At 48.5% G+C, this 16,135-nt stretch carries 14 protein-coding genes and 1 pseudogene; 4 read left to right on the forward strand and 11 right to left on the reverse strand.

Annotated elements, in window-relative coordinates:
- Positions 1–236: 236 nt before the first annotated feature.
- From rlmD to E0496_RS33615, 4 genes are all read right to left on the reverse strand, one after another.
- Positions 237–1,718, reverse strand: coding sequence for a 23S rRNA (uracil(1939)-C(5))-methyltransferase RlmD (rlmD, locus tag E0496_RS33600; protein ID WP_141506274.1), 1,482 nt, complete (start codon positions 1,716–1,718; stop codon positions 237–239).
- A gap of 80 nt (positions 1,719–1,798) precedes the next feature.
- Positions 1,799–2,707 carry a diacylglycerol kinase gene (locus tag E0496_RS33605; RefSeq protein ID WP_175598163.1) on the reverse strand — a complete coding sequence of 303 codons (909 nt, stop codon included), beginning with the start codon at positions 2,705–2,707 and terminating at the stop codon, positions 1,799–1,801.
- Between the two features lie 48 nt (positions 2,708–2,755).
- Positions 2,756–3,541 (reverse strand): sirohydrochlorin chelatase, encoded by a 786-nt coding sequence (locus E0496_RS33610; RefSeq protein WP_141506276.1) that lies wholly within the window; start codon positions 3,539–3,541, stop codon positions 2,756–2,758.
- A gap of 11 nt (positions 3,542–3,552) precedes the next feature.
- Positions 3,553–3,843 carry a YerC/YecD family TrpR-related protein gene (locus E0496_RS33615; RefSeq protein ID WP_139991747.1) on the reverse strand — a complete coding sequence of 97 codons (291 nt, stop codon included), beginning with the start codon at positions 3,841–3,843 and terminating at the stop codon, positions 3,553–3,555.
- Between the two features lie 236 nt (positions 3,844–4,079).
- Here E0496_RS33615 and E0496_RS33620 point away from each other — a divergent pair, with 236 nt between their 5' ends.
- A complete protein-coding gene (locus E0496_RS33620) occupies positions 4,080–4,607 on the forward strand; it encodes a tyrosine protein kinase (RefSeq protein WP_141506277.1) in 528 nt (175 codons plus the stop codon).
- Between the two features lie 490 nt (positions 4,608–5,097).
- Here E0496_RS33620 and E0496_RS33625 read toward each other — a convergent pair whose 3' ends face one another.
- From E0496_RS33625 to E0496_RS33635, 3 genes are all read right to left on the reverse strand, one after another.
- Complete coding sequence (locus E0496_RS33625) at positions 5,098–6,093, reverse strand: inorganic phosphate transporter (RefSeq protein ID WP_141506278.1); 996 nt, start codon at positions 6,091–6,093, stop codon at positions 5,098–5,100.
- 24 nt (positions 6,094–6,117) lie between these two features.
- Positions 6,118–6,729 carry a DUF47 domain-containing protein gene (locus tag E0496_RS33630; protein WP_139991744.1) on the reverse strand — a complete coding sequence of 204 codons (612 nt, stop codon included), beginning with the start codon at positions 6,727–6,729 and terminating at the stop codon, positions 6,118–6,120.
- A gap of 221 nt (positions 6,730–6,950) precedes the next feature.
- A complete protein-coding gene (locus E0496_RS33635) occupies positions 6,951–8,021 on the reverse strand; it encodes a DUF3048 domain-containing protein (protein WP_141506279.1) in 1,071 nt (356 codons plus the stop codon).
- A 169-nt stretch (positions 8,022–8,190) separates the two neighbouring features.
- Between E0496_RS33635 and E0496_RS33640 the strand changes: the two are divergent.
- The 3 genes and pseudogenes from E0496_RS33640 to E0496_RS33650 form a co-directional block, all read left to right on the forward strand.
- A pseudogene (locus tag E0496_RS33640) lies at positions 8,191–9,210 on the forward strand (endospore germination permease); the annotation flags it as partial.
- 73 nt (positions 9,211–9,283) lie between these two features.
- Positions 9,284–10,783: a spore germination protein gene (locus E0496_RS33645; protein ID WP_141506281.1), complete on the forward strand. Its 1,500-nt coding sequence runs from the start codon at positions 9,284–9,286 to the stop codon at positions 10,781–10,783.
- Complete coding sequence (locus tag E0496_RS33650; protein ID WP_161601665.1) at positions 10,780–11,940, forward strand: Ger(x)C family spore germination protein; 1,161 nt, start codon at positions 10,780–10,782, stop codon at positions 11,938–11,940. Before E0496_RS33645 ends, E0496_RS33650 begins: the two co-directional genes overlap by 4 nt.
- Before the next feature lie 61 nt (positions 11,941–12,001).
- Here E0496_RS33650 and E0496_RS33655 read toward each other — a convergent pair whose 3' ends face one another.
- From E0496_RS33655 to E0496_RS33670, 4 genes are all read right to left on the reverse strand, one after another.
- A complete protein-coding gene (locus tag E0496_RS33655) occupies positions 12,002–12,823 on the reverse strand; it encodes an alpha/beta hydrolase (protein WP_141506283.1) in 822 nt (273 codons plus the stop codon).
- A gap of 178 nt (positions 12,824–13,001) precedes the next feature.
- Positions 13,002–13,586 (reverse strand): thioredoxin family protein, encoded by a 585-nt coding sequence (locus tag E0496_RS33660; RefSeq protein ID WP_141506284.1) that lies wholly within the window; start codon positions 13,584–13,586, stop codon positions 13,002–13,004.
- Between the two features lie 295 nt (positions 13,587–13,881).
- Positions 13,882–15,276 carry a sensor histidine kinase gene (locus tag E0496_RS33665; RefSeq protein ID WP_141506285.1) on the reverse strand — a complete coding sequence of 465 codons (1,395 nt, stop codon included), beginning with the start codon at positions 15,274–15,276 and terminating at the stop codon, positions 13,882–13,884.
- Positions 15,273–16,118 carry a response regulator transcription factor gene (locus E0496_RS33670; RefSeq protein WP_141506286.1) on the reverse strand — a complete coding sequence of 282 codons (846 nt, stop codon included), beginning with the start codon at positions 16,116–16,118 and terminating at the stop codon, positions 15,273–15,275. Before E0496_RS33670 ends, E0496_RS33665 begins: the two co-directional genes overlap by 4 nt.
- Positions 16,119–16,135 lie beyond the last annotated feature (17 nt).

The following is a 16,135-nucleotide window of genomic DNA, read 5'->3' on the forward strand; positions in this document are numbered from 1 at the left end:
AATACAGCAGAACAATTTGACATCACACGGATTCGAACAGTCTCTAAAAAGAGCGTCCGACAACGGATGCTCTCTTTAACATTCCAATTCTCAGTTAAAATCTTCAGATGTATCCACCCATTTTAAATCCAAAACAATAGAAACCTCAATTTTATCGTTTAATACCTTATTCCTGTAGTCCTGTCCATCAGTCGTAAACGACGCATACTTCACAGAATACTGATAATTAAGGACTTCTAGGTATCTACGCGGCACATTCCTACCACGCACTCCACATGCACCGTCCAAGGAAACATATCCACAGGAACAACCTCAACCGTCCGATACCCGCCGTCCTCCAGCACACGCAAGTCGCGCGCCAGTGTAGAAGGATTACAGCTCACATACACAACCCGCTCCGGCTTCATCGCCAGAATCGTTTCGAGTAGCGCGGGATCACAGCCTTTGCGTGGAGGATCGACGACAATGACATCTGCCGTAATGCCTTCCTTGCTCCAGCGCGGAATAACAACTTCCGCTAGACCCGCCTCAAACGAGACATTTTCGATGCCATTCAGTTCTGCATTACGAGCCGCATCCTCGATCGCTTCCGGCACAATCTCGACGCCATAGACGCGTCCAGCTTGGCGAGCCAGAAATAGGGAAATGGTGCCGATGCCGCAATACGCGTCAATAACGGTTTCCGTGCCCGTCAATCCCGCGTACTCCACCGCTTTCCGATAGAGCGCAACGGTCTGCATCGGGTTCACTTGGTAGAACGACCGAGCCGAGATTGCAAAGCGAATGCCGTCGAGCTCATCATAAATAACCTCGCTGCCCCAGAGGACACGCGTCTCGTCACCGAATATCACGTTTGTATTCCGCTCATTCACATTTTGTACAATGCTCTTCACGCCAGGCAGCTCTTCACGGATTCGCTTAACCCATTCCTCCGATGAAGGCAGCTTTCTGACGTTTGTCACCAATACGACCATGATCTCGCCCGTTACAACGCCTGTCCGAGCCATCACATGGCGCAGCACGCCGCGGCCAGACTCCTCATCATAAGGCGTTGCACCAAGCTCACGGCCAATCCGTTTCACGACGCGAATGACTTCATCATTATGCTCATGCTCGATCAAGCAATCGTCCATATCGATAATTCTATGGCTGCCTCTGGCATAGAAGCCTGCGATTAACTGACCGTCACGAGCACTCGTTCCGATGGGCACAGAAGCTTTATTCCGGTAGCGCCACGGATCTTCCATCCCAACCGTCTGATGTACGATGATCCCCTCTGGCGCTCCATCCCCTTCACCAACAACGTTCAGCTTCCCAATCCGCACAAGGTTGTCCACCACATGCTGCCGCTTCCACTCAAGCTGCGCAGGGTAATGGAAATGCTGAAGCTGGCAGCCGCCGCATTCCTTATAAATATCACAAGGCGCCTCGATCCGCGAAGGGCTTGCTTGCAGCAGCTCCTCCAAACGCGCGTAGCCGTATTGTTTCTTTGTCTTTATCACCTTGGCGCGGACACGTTCGCCGGGAAGCGCTCCCTGTATAAAAAGGGTAAAGCCGTCAGCCCGGCCTACCCCTTCTCCGTCATGCGTCAGGCCGATAATATCGACGGTGACTTCTTCATTTTTTTGAAAAGGGGCATCTACCGGAACCGCTGCCGCAACCGTCCCTGCTGCGCCGCGCGATCTTCCTTTGCCGCCTCTGCTTCTTCCTTTGTTCATAAACTCTCTCCGCTCTATCTTCAATGCTGTTGCCTGCTTGTTGCTAACCAGTATTCCCTATACCGAGCATTCATCCCTGCTCACCGATACGTTGATGCACCCGTCTCATCAGCAAATATACGCAAGTGCGAAGGCAGTACCGAGAATGTACATGGCAGCACGCCGCCATATTCGCCATCCAGATTAATTTGAACATAGTCCGGCGTCGTTACTCTCAGCTCATCCGTTCTGAAATGAATGACATGCGGATCGTTCAAATGCTCGCCGCGCAGCGCCAGCGTCACCAGCTTAATGAATTCCGGCAGATTGCACTTGCGAATCAGCAGCACATCCAATAGTCCATCATCCAGCTTGGAATCAGGAGCGAGGCGCTCGAATCCGCCAACCGAATTGCTGTTGCAGATGAGGAACATCATGAATTCATCATGAAACTCGCCTACGCCAGCCGCTTGAAAAGTCAGTTCCGTCGGACGAAGACGGGTCATTTTCTCCATGCCCTTCATATAATAAGCCAACTGGCCAATCATCGTCTTCAGCTTGCTTGGCACATCGTAAGTCAGCTCCGTCAAGGAGCCCCCTCCGGCGATATTAATGAAGAAACGATCATTTGCCTTGCCGACATCAATCGGCCGAGCATATTGCTGGATAATCAGGTCTACGGCATACTCCCAGTGCTTCGGAATGCCCATGGCTCTTGCAAAATCATTCGTTGTACCAACGGGAAGAATACCAAGCGGCGGTCGATTCACTTTGTTCGTCAAGCCGTTAATGACTTCATAGAGCGTACCGTCCCCACCCGCAGCAATAACCATATCATACCCGCGATCCGCCGCATCTGCGGCAGCTAGCGTAGCATCTCCTTCACCGATCGTCGCGTGACAGCTCGTTTCGATGCCGCCCTGCTCCAGACGCTGCAAGATATCAGGCAGACGTTTCTTCATTTCTTCTCTTCCCGATGTCGGGTTATAGATCAATCTTGCCCGCTTGATTGCCATCCTGGCTCACCCCTAACAATCACTCAACCTATGTACTGGGTATTACTTTTGCACCTGCAAACGCTGCAAGCCGCTAACCATTTGACGCTCTAGCCATCTCACGATTGCCGGATTAGGCAGCATCGCTCTGCCGTTATATCTATACTCAAGGCCGGTAAGCCTGGTCGGAATAACATGATTCGTAAAATAACCCTGACTCAGAAACAGCGGTACAACGATCACCGCTTCCTCTGGATTAGCCGTCTGCATAGCGGCTAACTTAGCAGCCGCTTGATCAGGCAGCAGCATGGCATATTCGGCACGCTGAAAGCCGCCCAGTGCACGCAGGCGCTCGCCAAGCTTCAGCAAGCCCTCCTGCCATCGTTCGTGAAATACCTTTTCTTTGCTTCCATGACCGATAAGCAGCAATGCCTCCTGCTTGGGGTCGAAGGACAATGAAGAAATATTATCCAAGAGCAGTTCGGCGATTTCCGGATCATCATCAATAGGCATCCCGTAATGAACATTCGCGGCTACGCGAAAGGTACCAAGGTCCCCTTCAAGGTCAGATAACCATGGGAAACCGAAGGCTTGCCCGATTTCATCCACATGGGTACTGCCTGAGGATATGAACAGCGGTACCACATAAAGATCGGTAACCCCCTGCTGCTCAAGCTCATCGATTCCATCCTGAATAAGCCGTCCCTCAATAATTTCAAGAAAGGACGACACAATTGGAACATTTGACAAGCTTGGCGAGGCAGCCGCTGCCGTTATCGCATCGTCAACCAGCTTTACCCACAAGCTTTCTCTGGAGCCATGGCTAATAACAAGTATTCCTGGCTTCATCGTATGGAGCACTACCTTCCAAGACGCTCTAAAGCCATTTTATACCCGTCATTGCCGTAATTCAAACAGCGTTTCACACGTGAAATCGTTGCCGTGCTAGCGCCTGTTTCAGCCTCAATGGCGTTGTATGTACTGCCTTTTCCGAGCATACGAGCGACTTCAAGCCTTTGGGACAAGGATTGAATCTCATTTACCGTACACAAATCATCAAAAAACACATAGGCTTCTTCGACCGATTTCAATGTTAGAATCGCTTCGAATAGTTGATCTATTGCTTTATCGTTCAGCTTTTTAAGCTGCATGCGTATTCACTCCTATTAAAACTAATGTAACTATTGTATCGTTTTTACCCGTTTTTTTCAAACATTACCGTATTCACGCATTTAGAAGCGAATCCATTGGAATCGATGTCCAACAGGCCAAGACGTTCAACATTACAGGGCATTTATCTAGAAAAAATTCCGTGAACCGAGACATTCGTCCAATCCTTATGTTCGCCTACTCCATAGACTATTAGAAAAGAAGGGTTGTGATCCGTGTGAATTATCGCAATAACCCCGGTACCGGCAACCAGCAGTACGATTGGCACGGCAGCGAGCGCCTTACGCAAGGCCAGCTAAGCAAATCGTCCGGCGCGAAGTCGAGCGGCTTCATCTTGGGTACAGATCTGCCCAAAATGCCGCCTGCAGCCGATGCGCTGGCAGCTCAGGATATCCTGCCCGCCATCATACCGGAATCAACTGCTCAACTAACCGAAACGTCCGCCAGCGCCAAGGCAGGCGGCTTCTCTCTTGCCAGTCTGGGCGAAATCAAGGGTTTCGTCGACAGGATTGGAGGCATCGATGGCATTCTGACTACCGTTACAAAGGTACAGAAGGTCATGTCCAGCGTATCTCAAATGGCACCTTTAGTAAAAGTGCTTATGGGCTCATTCGGCAAAAAATCGTCGGATGACTCCGATGATGAGGATTCTAGCGAATGGAAGCCAAAGCGCCGCAAGCGTCGCAAAACCGGCTCTGGCAGCGGCACTGCCAAGCGTCGCCGTACAACAAAACGCCGCCGCTAAAGAAGGTACACTATAGCACTATACCCTATATTCCCCTAAATGAAGCATACTCCTTTTGCAGTGATGAGACCCTGCAATCGGAGTATTTTTTATACACAGCCTATTATGCACATTTTCACACTTTTAATATGAAGTTGTCCTTCTGTGGATAACCTAATTTCGTTGTCTATCCACAGCTTTTTGAGCAATAACTGTACTTCCGGCTTGTACGCCTGTGCACAAGTGCAACCTTCGACACGCTTCGTCAGCTTCTACTTTGACTTTCATTCACACCTGTTACTTGAATGTGCATATCCTGTTTGGTCTCACGTTGCTCAAAGCATACTCATGCACAGCTGTGACTAATTATGTGCATACATGCAATTTTCGCGCATTTTCGCTAGAGATTGTCCACAAGAAAACGCAAAAAATAGTGAGAAAAAGCTCAATCCCCACGAACCTAAGGCTCATGGCGAGTGAGGTTTTCCTCACTATCTCAAGTCATATCGTCTTATAGGAAGAGAAGGTGGATAATCCAATAGAACAACATAGCCATAATAATCGTAATTGGAATCGTAATGATCCATGCAATAATGATTCTGCCGGCTACTCCCCATTTTACGGCCGAGAAGCGCTTCGCGCTGCCCACACCAAGAATGGAGGAGGTAATAACATGCGTCGTGCTGACTGGCAAGTGAATCATTGTAGCCGTCAAAATAACCGCTGCAGAACCGATATCTGCCGCAAAACCATTGATTGGCTCGATTTTGAATATTTTTGTTCCCATTGTCTTAATAATTTTCCATCCGCCGACTGAGGTACCTAGCGCCATTGCTGTCGCTGCAGAAATTTTAACCCACAATGGAACGTCCATCGTCGTCTGAATCCCGGAAGCAACAAGCGCGAATACGATAATCCCCATTGCTTTTTGTGCATCATTCGTTCCGTGAGAGAACGATTGGAATGCAGCCGTAAGAATCTGTCCGAAACGGAAACCTTTATTCACTTGATGAGGGCTAGATTTGGCAAATATCTTTTTTAAGATCCACATAATGATAAAACCGGCACTAAAAGCGATCAACGGCGAGAAGATCAGTGCTTGAACGATTTTAATCAATCCGCCGGAATTGATGGCACTCATGCCCGCACCGCCGATGACTGCACCCGCGAGGGAACCGATCAATGCATGTGAGGATGAGGATGGAATACCAAACCACCAGGTAAGCAAGTTCCAGACAATGGCCGAAAGCAATGCGGCGATAACAATCGGCACGCCATGCTCCAGCTCCGCTGGATTTGCAACACCTTTACCAATAGTAGCCGCAACGCCAGTAAACGTAACCGCGCCGACAAAGTTCATGACAGCTGCCATGACAATGGCAACTCTTGGTTTCAAAGCTCTTGTCGATACGGCGGTTGCGATTGCATTCGCCGTATCGTGAAAACCATTTATAAAATCAAACGAAAGCGCCAGAAAGACAACAATCCATAGAACCATTAAATCCATTGTGTAAGACTCCTACTCTCCAGATTAGCTGTTACGCATTATGATCGATTCCAGCGTATTGGCAACATCTTCGCAGAAGTCGGTCGTTTGCTCCAGCATCTCGTAAATCTCTTTGCGCTTCATCAATTCAATTGGATCGGTAACGTTAGTGAACAAGCTCTTGATACAAACTCGAAGCAGATCATCGGCCTGATTCTCAAGTTCATTAAGCGCAATATTCGGCTCGCGAATGGCAAGCAGCTTCCGCTCCGTCAACAAGTAGATCGCCTTCTTGATCTGATGCGAAGAACGAACGAGAATATCGCCGAACAAGGTGATGTACTCATCCTTTTCCTGAATGTTGTACATTTCAAAACGGGATGCGCAAGCTTCTATGCCGTCAAGCACATCATCAAGTGAAGTTGTAAGGGCCATAATATCTTCGCGCTCGATTGGAGTAATGAACGTTTTGTTCAATTCCTTCAAAATCGTATGCACATGCTTGTCGCATTTGCTTTCGTATTCCTTCATCGTTTTGGCGAAAGCCGATACGTCCGATAAGTCGGACAAGCCTTTGGCGAAGTACTCCACTGCTTCAACGATAGCATCAGCCATCTCTTCGAACGTCTTAAAGAAAATATCCTTTTTCTTGAACATCGTAATCCCCTTTACCCGACTTGATGTTTAGGCGTACTGCTATGAGCCCACAATATCTTAACATAGTTTACATGTGAATTGTTAAGAGAATGTAAAGGTTTTATGAAAAAGCGATAAATTTCAAAAAAAAATTAAAAAAGACGCAATCTTGAAACCAGATTGCGTCCATTTACCTCTCGGAGGCTCATCCGTTAACGCCTGTTAACAGTGTTCCCCATTTTCTATGTTTGTACCCAAGTGACATGTCCCTCGAAAGTCGGCGTGTTTGGCACGATGTGAAAAAAGGTTTTGCCAGGGACAAAGGCTGCCTCTGCCCCATCGATGACGATTCGTATCATACCATCCGGTGCGCGGACCCAATCCGCTTCAATGGCCTTGCCCTTTTGGAATAACAACGCCTTGCCTCCCCTGTCCAAATCGACAGCGAGCCGTCCTTCCTTATCCAACGTCTTATGATCCGCACCAAGCACGACCAAGTTAGACGCTTTCAGCTGTTCGTTATTATTCAGATCAATATGCGGCTTATCACCGATAGAACGTTGATATAATCCGGTTGCCGCATCGTATTTGTAGCCAACATTATAGTTTTTGAGCAAAAAGTTAATAGTAATATTCTCCGCAGTCACACCTGTCGCAGATACTCCTGAATCTGTAAACGTATAAGGCAGAGCGTGCTTATCCATGCTATATTTCTTCTTCTCCGCACCCGTTCGCAGCTTCTCTAAGCTCGAATAGAGGTTATGCGGCGCCTTCCGCTCCTTGCTTCTCCAGAAATAGCTGCCCGCATTAGAAATTTCATCCAGGTAAGGTTTGCCCTGCCGCTGCAGAATTGCATAACCATCATTGCTGGCGCCAGCGTGGGCAAGTATGGCCCCATAGCTGTCACCGATATCAATAAGATAAGGCCTAATGCTTCGGATCGGTCCAATCGTGTCCGTTATTGCATTCGTACTTTGGAATACCGCAATCAATCTGGTTATGCCGCCTTCAGCGAGCACTTCCCAAATGACATCAGCATTCGTCAATCCGGACTGTGGGCGAGCTGCTGCAAAATTATTAATCATAACGACAATAGGTCTTGCTGTTGCTGCCTGCTCCAGCTTAAGGCCCGTTAAAGGCGCATCATAAGGAAGCGGCGTGGGCTCTGCCACTGGCTCTGTCACCATCGTCGGTTCAGTCGTATCGCTCGTTTCCTGAGGGGGTTCATTGCCCCCTTTGCCACTGCATGATGTCACGAGAAGCATCAGCGACAACAACAAGGTTACAGCCGATAATCGGATTCGTATATTCATTCGTTTACCCTGCCTTTTCCTGCTATGTATAGCTTGTATTCGTTTACACTTATCTTCCATTTAAACACAATTCCTCGCCGATGTCTCGACAAAATAGTTGCTTTCTCGGTTAGAAAATCCATTAATTGCACATGTTATCCATATCTCCCACTAAAGAAAGGGTGTTTTCATGGGCAGAGCGAGCGGTCTTATTAGTATCTGGCTTTCCTTCACTATTCTTCTACTGAGCGCTGGTTTAGTCTCGCATGTCATGTCAATTCCCATCATTCTTGGTGTAGCCCATCGCGATTCGTGGCTGTCCGTCATTTTGGCAGCACCGTTTTTTTTACTTTGGATTTTTATCTTATTCGGCATCTTAAAGCAGCTTCATGGCCAGCGGCTGCCGGATTGGATTGAGAGAGAGTTCGGCGTTGTTCCCGCTTGGATATTCCGTCTTTCAGCTATTGTCCTTGTATTTGCTTCTGGAAGTTATACGCTCCATGACACCTCGAAGTGGACGGTCGTCACTTATATGCAGCAAACACCGATGATTGTCATCATTGTGATTGCCGTCGTGGTCTCCATGCTTGCGGCTTATGGTGGACTTCGAACAATTGCTATGACATCCAGCATCCTGCTTCCGTTTGTCATCCTACTCGGTTATTTCGTTTCTTTCGCCAATACTAAATACAAGGATTATAGCCTGCTCTTTCCGCTGCTTGAAAATGGCTGGCAGCCAGTTGCCAGCGGTATGTTCTATACGCTTGCCGGACTTATGGAGCTTTGGGTGATCCTGCTCTACCAGCATAAACTTCGGAGCCGGCTGCGCTGGTGGCATCTGCTGCTTCTTGCTTTGTTCATGCTAGGGATGGTGATTGGCCCAACCATTGGCGCTATTACAGAATTTGGCCCCCAAGAAGCAGCCAAGCAGCGCCATACCGCCTTTGAGCAGTGGAAAATCGTGAAGCTAGGCGAACTGCTGCAGCATGTTGATTTTTTATCTATCTATCAATGGCTGTGCGGCTCTTTCGCCCGAATAGCCATTTCCTTATATCTTGTTACGGATTTGCTTGATGTCCGCAAGCCCTTCAAACGTGGAATTACCTTGGGAATCATCTCCATCTGTATGACAGTTGTCGCCATCCAGCCTTGGAGAGATGACCAAACTCTCTCTTATTTGGCGAGTGTTCATTTCCCGGTTTCCGCTATTTATGTATCCGCCGTAACTGTCCTATTGGCATTCGCGGTCCTCATCCGCAGCAAACGAAAGGAGCCTGCCGTTAATGACTCAAATCGATAACTTTGATGCCGAGAAAAAAGTACATTTAGATGAGCACTTGCTCCGGCAGTGGTTTGCCAATACCGAGGATGTCATTGTCCTGACGCATATGTTCGGTAAACCGCCTGCATCCATTCAAGCCATTTTTATATATTGCAGTGGAATGACAGATACTCGGACCATTAATGATATTGTATTTCCTGAGCTGACCGAACTCTTCGAGCTTACCCGCTTCAACAGACGCGAGGATATGCAGCGAAGCGCCAGCATTCAATGGCATGCTCTTACGCAAACCGATCAGAGATTAGATCGCAGATCTCTTTCCACTTATGTATTTGAAGGCCATCTTGTTTTTTGCTTGCCCTCCCTCCAGACCATATGGACGATTGATATTGCCAATTTCCCGAATCGTGAGCCAAATGAATCCTCAACTGAGGTGTCCATACGCGGACCTAAGGACGGATTTGTAGAACAGGTTTCCATTAATATTGCTCTTATCCGCAGGAGGCTCCGTACCGATATGCTTGCTTGCCAGTATTTTGTCATTGGCTCAAGGACCTTAACCAAAACCGCTCTGCTCTATATTGAGGATATTGCTGATAGCGATATGATTGAGAACATAAAACATAAGCTCGGAGCCATTAACGTAGAGAAGCTGATCTCTACCGGACAACTGGAGGAGCTGCTTGCTCCATCGCCGATTACTTTATTTCCGCCTACGGATTATACCGGACGTCCCGATTTTGCCGTTGATTGCCTGCTTAATGGTCGCTTCGTCATCCTTGTGGATGGCAATCCAACCTGCATTATCGCACCCGTTAATTTATTTTTGCTCATGAAATCACCGGAAGACGCCTATTTCCCCCCGATGTCCGTCAATATTGGACGTCTGCTGCGATTTATCGGACTGTTGACAACTATTTTTTTGCCTGGGTTTTATATCGCACTAACTGCTTTCCACACCGATCAGGTTCCTTTTCCGCTTCTCGCGACGATATCTTCGGGACGACACGGTCTCCCGATGGAGTCCGGGCTGGAAATGTTTTTTATTATGTGCTTAATGGAGCTGTTTCGGGAAGCCGGCGTACGCCTGCCAAGTTCTATTGGACAAACCTTGACTGTTGTTGGGGGATTGATTATCGGTGATGCTGCTATCCGCGCAGGCATGATCTCTCCGCTTATGATCGTCGTAACCGCTATTACCGTCGTATCTGGCTCTACTCTCGTTAACCAAGTGTTGACAAGCACCACTATTTTGCTTCGTTTTGCTTCATTTTTTATGGCAGCGATACTCGGGATGTACGGGTTTATTTTATCCATGATCTTGTTTGTCATTTATTTGACCTCGATTGAATCGTTCGGTGTTCCGTATCTTGCTCCTGTCACGCCTCTAAATGTGAGACAGCTGCTCGTCTCCCTGCTTAAAATCCCTTTTCGATGGAACAAGCGCAGACCAGATTATCTTCATACCCAAAAACCTCGAAAGGACGGGAATTCTCCGTGAGACGCATCGCCCACTTATTGTCCCTCCTTTGCCTCCTCGGGTTTTGTTCGACGTTGTCTGGCTGCTGGAGTGCAACCGAAATTCAAAATGTTAGCTATGTCAAAGCGTTAGGCATTGATTATAAGGACAATCAGTTTCAAGTATATGTACAGCTGCTTGATTTCTCCAATATTGCAAAGTCGGATGCAGGCGGCAAAGCCAATGAGCAAGCCGTTGTATGGATTGGCATGGGCAAGGGGGAAACGCTTGTTTCTGCGATTACAGATTTGTTCAAAACAGCCCAATTCCGATTATCCTGGGGGCATGTCTCGTCCATTATCCTGTCTGAGCAGGCAATTAAAGCCAAGGGCGAAAGCTTGGTGGAAATGATTAATCGATATCCTGAAATTCGTTATAATGCATGGGTTTACGGCACAAAAGCGCCCATGGATAAGCTGCTGTCGACAACCCCTTTTTTCAAGCTATCACCGCTAGTCTCCATTATGCATGCTCCACAAAGGAACTATGATCAAAATTCAATGTATCCGCCTGTATTGTTCTTTAAGTACATTGCGCAATTCAACGAGCCCTCTTCCAGTGCCTACTTACCCAGTCTGGCGATCAATCTCACGCAGTGGGAGGAGAGCAACGTGAAGAAACCTATGCTGATGATAAATGGCGCTTTTTTTGAATATGGCGAACATACGAAAGGCTTCATCCCGCGTGCTAAGCTGGAAGGCTATCACTGGCTTATTACCAATATGAAGAGCTCGCCGCTTCAGCTAAAAAAAGAAGGAAAGGTTTACGGACAACTGGTTATCGGTCGGCCCAGGATCAAAATCACGCCCGTTATCCATGGCTCGAATGTCCGTTTTCGGATTAAAGGGAGCTACACCGCTGGTATGTATGAGTATTTAATTCCAATGCCCTACCCAGAAATGGCTGAGCTCGCAGAGGAAGCCATTAAGAAGCAGATCATGCTGACCTATGAGGAAGGGCTTAAAATCGGCGTCGATCCTTTTGAACTGGGACATAAGCTCCGTCTGAAGCACCCTCAATTGTGGAAGCAACTCTCGAACAACGGCAGTCAATTAGTCATTGATAACAAGTCCATTGAGTCTCTTGATATCAAAGTGAATATTTCGTTTAATGGAAAATACAAACGGCAGACGCAATAAAGGACAAGCTGCTTTGTTAATACAAAGTGGCTTGCCCTTCTCTGGTATGATCGATTTTCGCTTAAATACTCCAGTTATGCCATTCCTCTTGCTGCTTATCAAGTCCGCCTAACCAGTCTGAGGTGACCCGGATCGCTTCCTCCTGATGATCCCGCGCAGAGTAGGTATGATTGGCCTGAAAAATAATCTCCTTATCGCATAATCCCTCGTTGCGGGTCCAGAACACCTTCTGGTAAAGGAAGCTGTAATCGACAGGAATAAGCTCGTCACTCGTACCATGTACAAGCAATACCTCTCCGCCAAACTTGGTTGCCGCTTGAAACGGCTGATGCTGAAGCAGTGATTCGAAGAATACCGGCTGCATAGTATAGCCTTGATAATCCGAGCTGCCCGAGGTGACCGCTTGGTCATAACTCCTGCGTCCGACGATGCGGACAATATCATTGAAAGGGTACGCCACAGGGGACCATAACACAAGGCGTTTCGCCCGTTTGTCCTTGACTGCAGTCATAATGGCTACAGCGCCTCCTAGGCTATGCCCAAGCAAAACAATTTTTCTTGGATCAACGCACTCCATGCTTGCAACATAGTCAATAGCGCTGCGCGTCTGGTCGACCATTGAATCAAAGCCTAGCGAGCCATAGTCGCCGCTGCTTTCGCCACAGCCGCCGTAATCAAAACGTAGAACGTAAGAGCCTTGCGCTGCGAGCGCACGAGCCGTCTTCACGAACAGCCGATCTACCCCAATGCGGGAGCCAATGAATCCATGGCATATAATGATAGCTTGTTTTTTCTCTGAATTGTTTTTGCTTCCGTCTGTGGGGTAATGCAAGGTTGCCGCCAGTTCAAGCTCATTATGTCGCAGCGTCAAGTGCTTTTCCATCCCGAAAACCTCCTGCTAGCTTATATATAATAATTCCTACCTGTATACTGTGAATTAATGATAAATTCATAATATCACCCCTGCTCCTTACCTGTCAATCCGGTGTGATCAAATAAAGTCGCCCCCCGGCATGCATATGGGGACGACTTTGCTTTAGGCCCTGCCAACTCATCTATTATTAGGATACTAAATCGCAAGCCTCGACCGGCATCCAATGCTCATCCTGCCCATCCCATTTGACATTGCAGCCAATTGGATTCGTTAATGGGGTGCCGATGCCCTTGCCTGCCAAATGCTCGTTCAATGCATTTTCCAAATCATTCGTGCTCATTTTGCTCGTATCGCGGGGGTTATCAACGCCTCTTCCCGTGTAAATCAGTTTTCGAGCCTTGTCGAACACAAAGAAATGAGGAGTCCGAAGCGCTCCGTACTGCTTGGCTACTTCTTGTGACTCATCATGTAAGTATGTCCACGGGAACTGCTGCTCTTGCATTCGTTCCACCATGTGGGCAAAGGAATCATCTGGCTTTGTGTTCACGCTGTTTGCATTAATCGCAACAAATGCCACGCCTTGGCTTTTGAACTTCTCCGCAGTGGCCCGCGTAACCTCGTCCGAACCTACGACATAAGGACAATGATTGCAAGTGAAAAATAAGACTAACGTTTCATTTTGGACAAAATCATGAAGTGAGTAAGTATTGCCATCTGTCGCCGGCAATCGAAAGTCCGGCGCTTGCTCGCCAAGCTGCAACGTGAATGACATTAGAAATCCCTCCCATTTTTTGTTCATAGCTATTATACCATAATAGACGGATGATCAATATTTAGGCGTGATTTCAGGACATACTATGCCTGACACGAAGCCGTACTGGCTTCCATCCCATTTACAGGAGGTACATTATGCCTTTATGGATTGAATGGCTGCAGGAGCACTGGTTGTCCTTCCTGCTTACAATTGGCATTGTGGTCGCTATTATTTTCGTCATAGCGAACCGCAAACTGCTCTTCTACAAAGAATAACGATCCGGACCGCATGCTAACGAGGCACAAAAAACCGATCATTCCTCATGCATTAGCGGTACCCGAATCGTTACGATCGTACCGGCTCCACGCTCACTGTCAATGGCAAGCAGACCGCCGTGGAGCTCTATGATTTCTTTGCAAATCGCAAGTCCAAGCCCAGAGCCTCCTTGGATCGTGTTGGCCTTATAAAACTTCTCCGTCACATGGGGGAGGTCTTCCGCCTCAATGCCGCAGCCCGTATCCGCAACGGTCAGCATCGCATACTCCTGCTCGGTCGTAGTCGCCACTCGTATCGTACCGCCTGCTGGCGTAAACTTAAGGGCATTGTCGATCAAATTAATAATGACCTGCTTCATCCGGTTGGCATCGCCGCGCACCACAATCGGACTTTTTCCATAGGTAGCAAGAATCCTTACTCGTGTATGCTCTTCACGCACCGCAAGCTGATTGACTGTCTCCTTCACAGGGCCATTGAAATCAAGCACCTCCCGGTGCAGTTCCATCGTTCGCGCGGACAGCTTGGAGAAATCGAGCAAGTCCTCTACAAGCCCGGACAGCCGTTCCGTTTCCTTGCTGATGATGGACAAGCCCAGCTTAACTTCTTCATCATCCTCGGTAGGTTCGCTCTCCTTCAGCGTTTCGCTCCATCCCTTGATTGAAGTTAACGGCGTTCGAAGCTCATGCGAGATCGACGATATAAAATCATCCTTTAGTTTCTCACGCTTACTGAGCTCAATAACCATTGCGTTAAACGTTTCTGCCAGCTGGCCAATCTCATCATCATTGCGCTGAATCGCGCGGCGTGTCCAGTCCCCTTCAGCCATATAGCGCGCCGCGCGCGTTAGCTCGCGGATCGGCTTAACGATCCGCTGCGCGAGAAACAGGCTAAGCCCTAGAAATAGCAGCACGACGGCAATGCCGACCGCTATAGCCATCCGAATAAGAGTGATGACCATCGCATCCACCTGATTCAAGGAAGCGGAGTACCGCAGCATGGATACTACACGCGTTTCATTCCAAAGAGGAATGGTCACGGACATCACTCGTTCACCGTAGTAGGGATCAACGCCCCGCCAACTACCGGTCGCTCCTGCTATAGCTGCCTTCACATCCGCCGTTGTATAACGAATATCCGGCGCAAAGCCATCGGAGTCAATCCGAATTTGCCCTGTACTGTCGAGCAACTGCAGCCTTATGCCGCTCTCCACCATATATTGGAGCATATAATCGCCCTGATCCTGCACCGTCAGCGACGAGAGTGACCGGCTATGCAGAGTGAGCGCCGATTCAGCTCTCTGCTTAACCGAGCTCTGGGCGCTCCCATAGTAGTAGTTCCACATTAATGCCGCAAATACGCCGCCGAGTACGCTGACAACAAGTACGATGAGCAGGAGATAGCTCCACACCATTCTCGTTTGGACGCTTTTCATTCTTCGCCGCCCCGCTTCCAGCGATAGCCGTAGCCCCACACCGTTTCAATAAAAGCAGGATCGGAAGGATTCTTCTCAATCTTTTGGCGGATTCTCCGTATATTAACGTCTACCACCTTGAGATCGCCAACATAATAGCGGCCCCATACCTCTGTTAAAATATAATCACGGCTCACGCTCTCACCGACCCGCTCCATCAGCAGTCGCACGAGCGTCCATTCCGTTGGCGTTAAAATAATTTCCTTCTCGTGTTTCCATAGCTTACGCTCGGCAACAGAGAGTCGAAACGGGAGGACTCTCAGCTCAAGAGGGGGGTGTGCTGGCGGATTCGACTGAAATGGCATCTCTGACGTACTTGAAGTCAATAGGTTCCCCGCAGTGCCTGCCGCAACGGCTGCGGCACCTTCATTTCCAGCAGCACTCTCAGCTCCCGAGGAGGCCTCAGCAGCGTTCCCGGTCTCCTGCGCCTCAAGGTCAGGCTTCATGCGCCGATAAAGTGATTTAATACGGGCAATCAGCTCGCCTGGGCTAAACGGCTTTTGTACATAATCGTCAGCCCCAAGCTCTAGCCCATGAATTTTGTCCTCTTCCTGAGACTTGGCTGTCAGCATAATAATGCCCATGCGGGGATAAAGCGCCCGCAGCTGCTCACATACCTCAAAGCCGCTGATCGTAGGCAGCATGACATCCAGAAGCGCAATATCGATTGGACCCTCTGTGGCAGCAAGAGCAAGCGCCGCCTCCCCCTCCTCCGCTTCAATAACCTCCATGTCATTGCGCTTCAGATTAATGCGGACGAAGCCGCGAATGGACTCCTCGTCCTCCAACAATAATATTCGCATAACTTAGAGCACCCGCT

The organism is Paenibacillus luteus, assembly GCF_006542765.1.
GTDB classification, from domain to species: Bacteria; Bacillota; Bacilli; order Paenibacillales; family Paenibacillaceae; genus Pristimantibacillus; species Pristimantibacillus luteus.

What these genes read in the sequence shown, in the direction of transcription:
- rlmD (WP_141506274.1), bottom strand. Translation starts at nt 1,718, where the DNA reads ATGAACAAAGGAAGAAGCAGAGGCGGCAAAGGAAGATCGCGCGGCGCA.
- E0496_RS33610 (WP_141506276.1), bottom strand. Translation starts at nt 3,541, where the DNA reads ATGAAGCCAGGAATACTTGTTATTAGCCATGGCTCCAGAGAAAGCTTG.
- E0496_RS33615 (WP_139991747.1), bottom strand. Translation starts at nt 3,843, where the DNA reads ATGCAGCTTAAAAAGCTGAACGATAAAGCAATAGATCAACTATTCGAA.
- E0496_RS33625 (WP_141506278.1), bottom strand. Translation starts at nt 6,093, where the DNA reads ATGGATTTAATGGTTCTATGGATTGTTGTCTTTCTGGCGCTTTCGTTT.
- E0496_RS33630 (WP_139991744.1), bottom strand. Translation starts at nt 6,729, where the DNA reads ATGTTCAAGAAAAAGGATATTTTCTTTAAGACGTTCGAAGAGATGGCT.
- E0496_RS33635 (WP_141506279.1), bottom strand. Translation starts at nt 8,021, where the DNA reads ATGAATATACGAATCCGATTATCGGCTGTAACCTTGTTGTTGTCGCTG.
- E0496_RS33645 (WP_141506281.1), top strand. Translation starts at nt 9,284, where the DNA reads ATGACTCAAATCGATAACTTTGATGCCGAGAAAAAAGTACATTTAGAT.
- E0496_RS33655 (WP_141506283.1), bottom strand. Translation starts at nt 12,823, where the DNA reads ATGGAAAAGCACTTGACGCTGCGACATAATGAGCTTGAACTGGCGGCA.
- E0496_RS33660 (WP_141506284.1), bottom strand. Translation starts at nt 13,586, where the DNA reads ATGTCATTCACGTTGCAGCTTGGCGAGCAAGCGCCGGACTTTCGATTG.
- E0496_RS33665 (WP_141506285.1), bottom strand. Translation starts at nt 15,276, where the DNA reads ATGAAAAGCGTCCAAACGAGAATGGTGTGGAGCTATCTCCTGCTCATC.
- E0496_RS33670 (WP_141506286.1), bottom strand. Translation starts at nt 16,118, where the DNA reads ATGCGAATATTATTGTTGGAGGACGAGGAGTCCATTCGCGGCTTCGTC.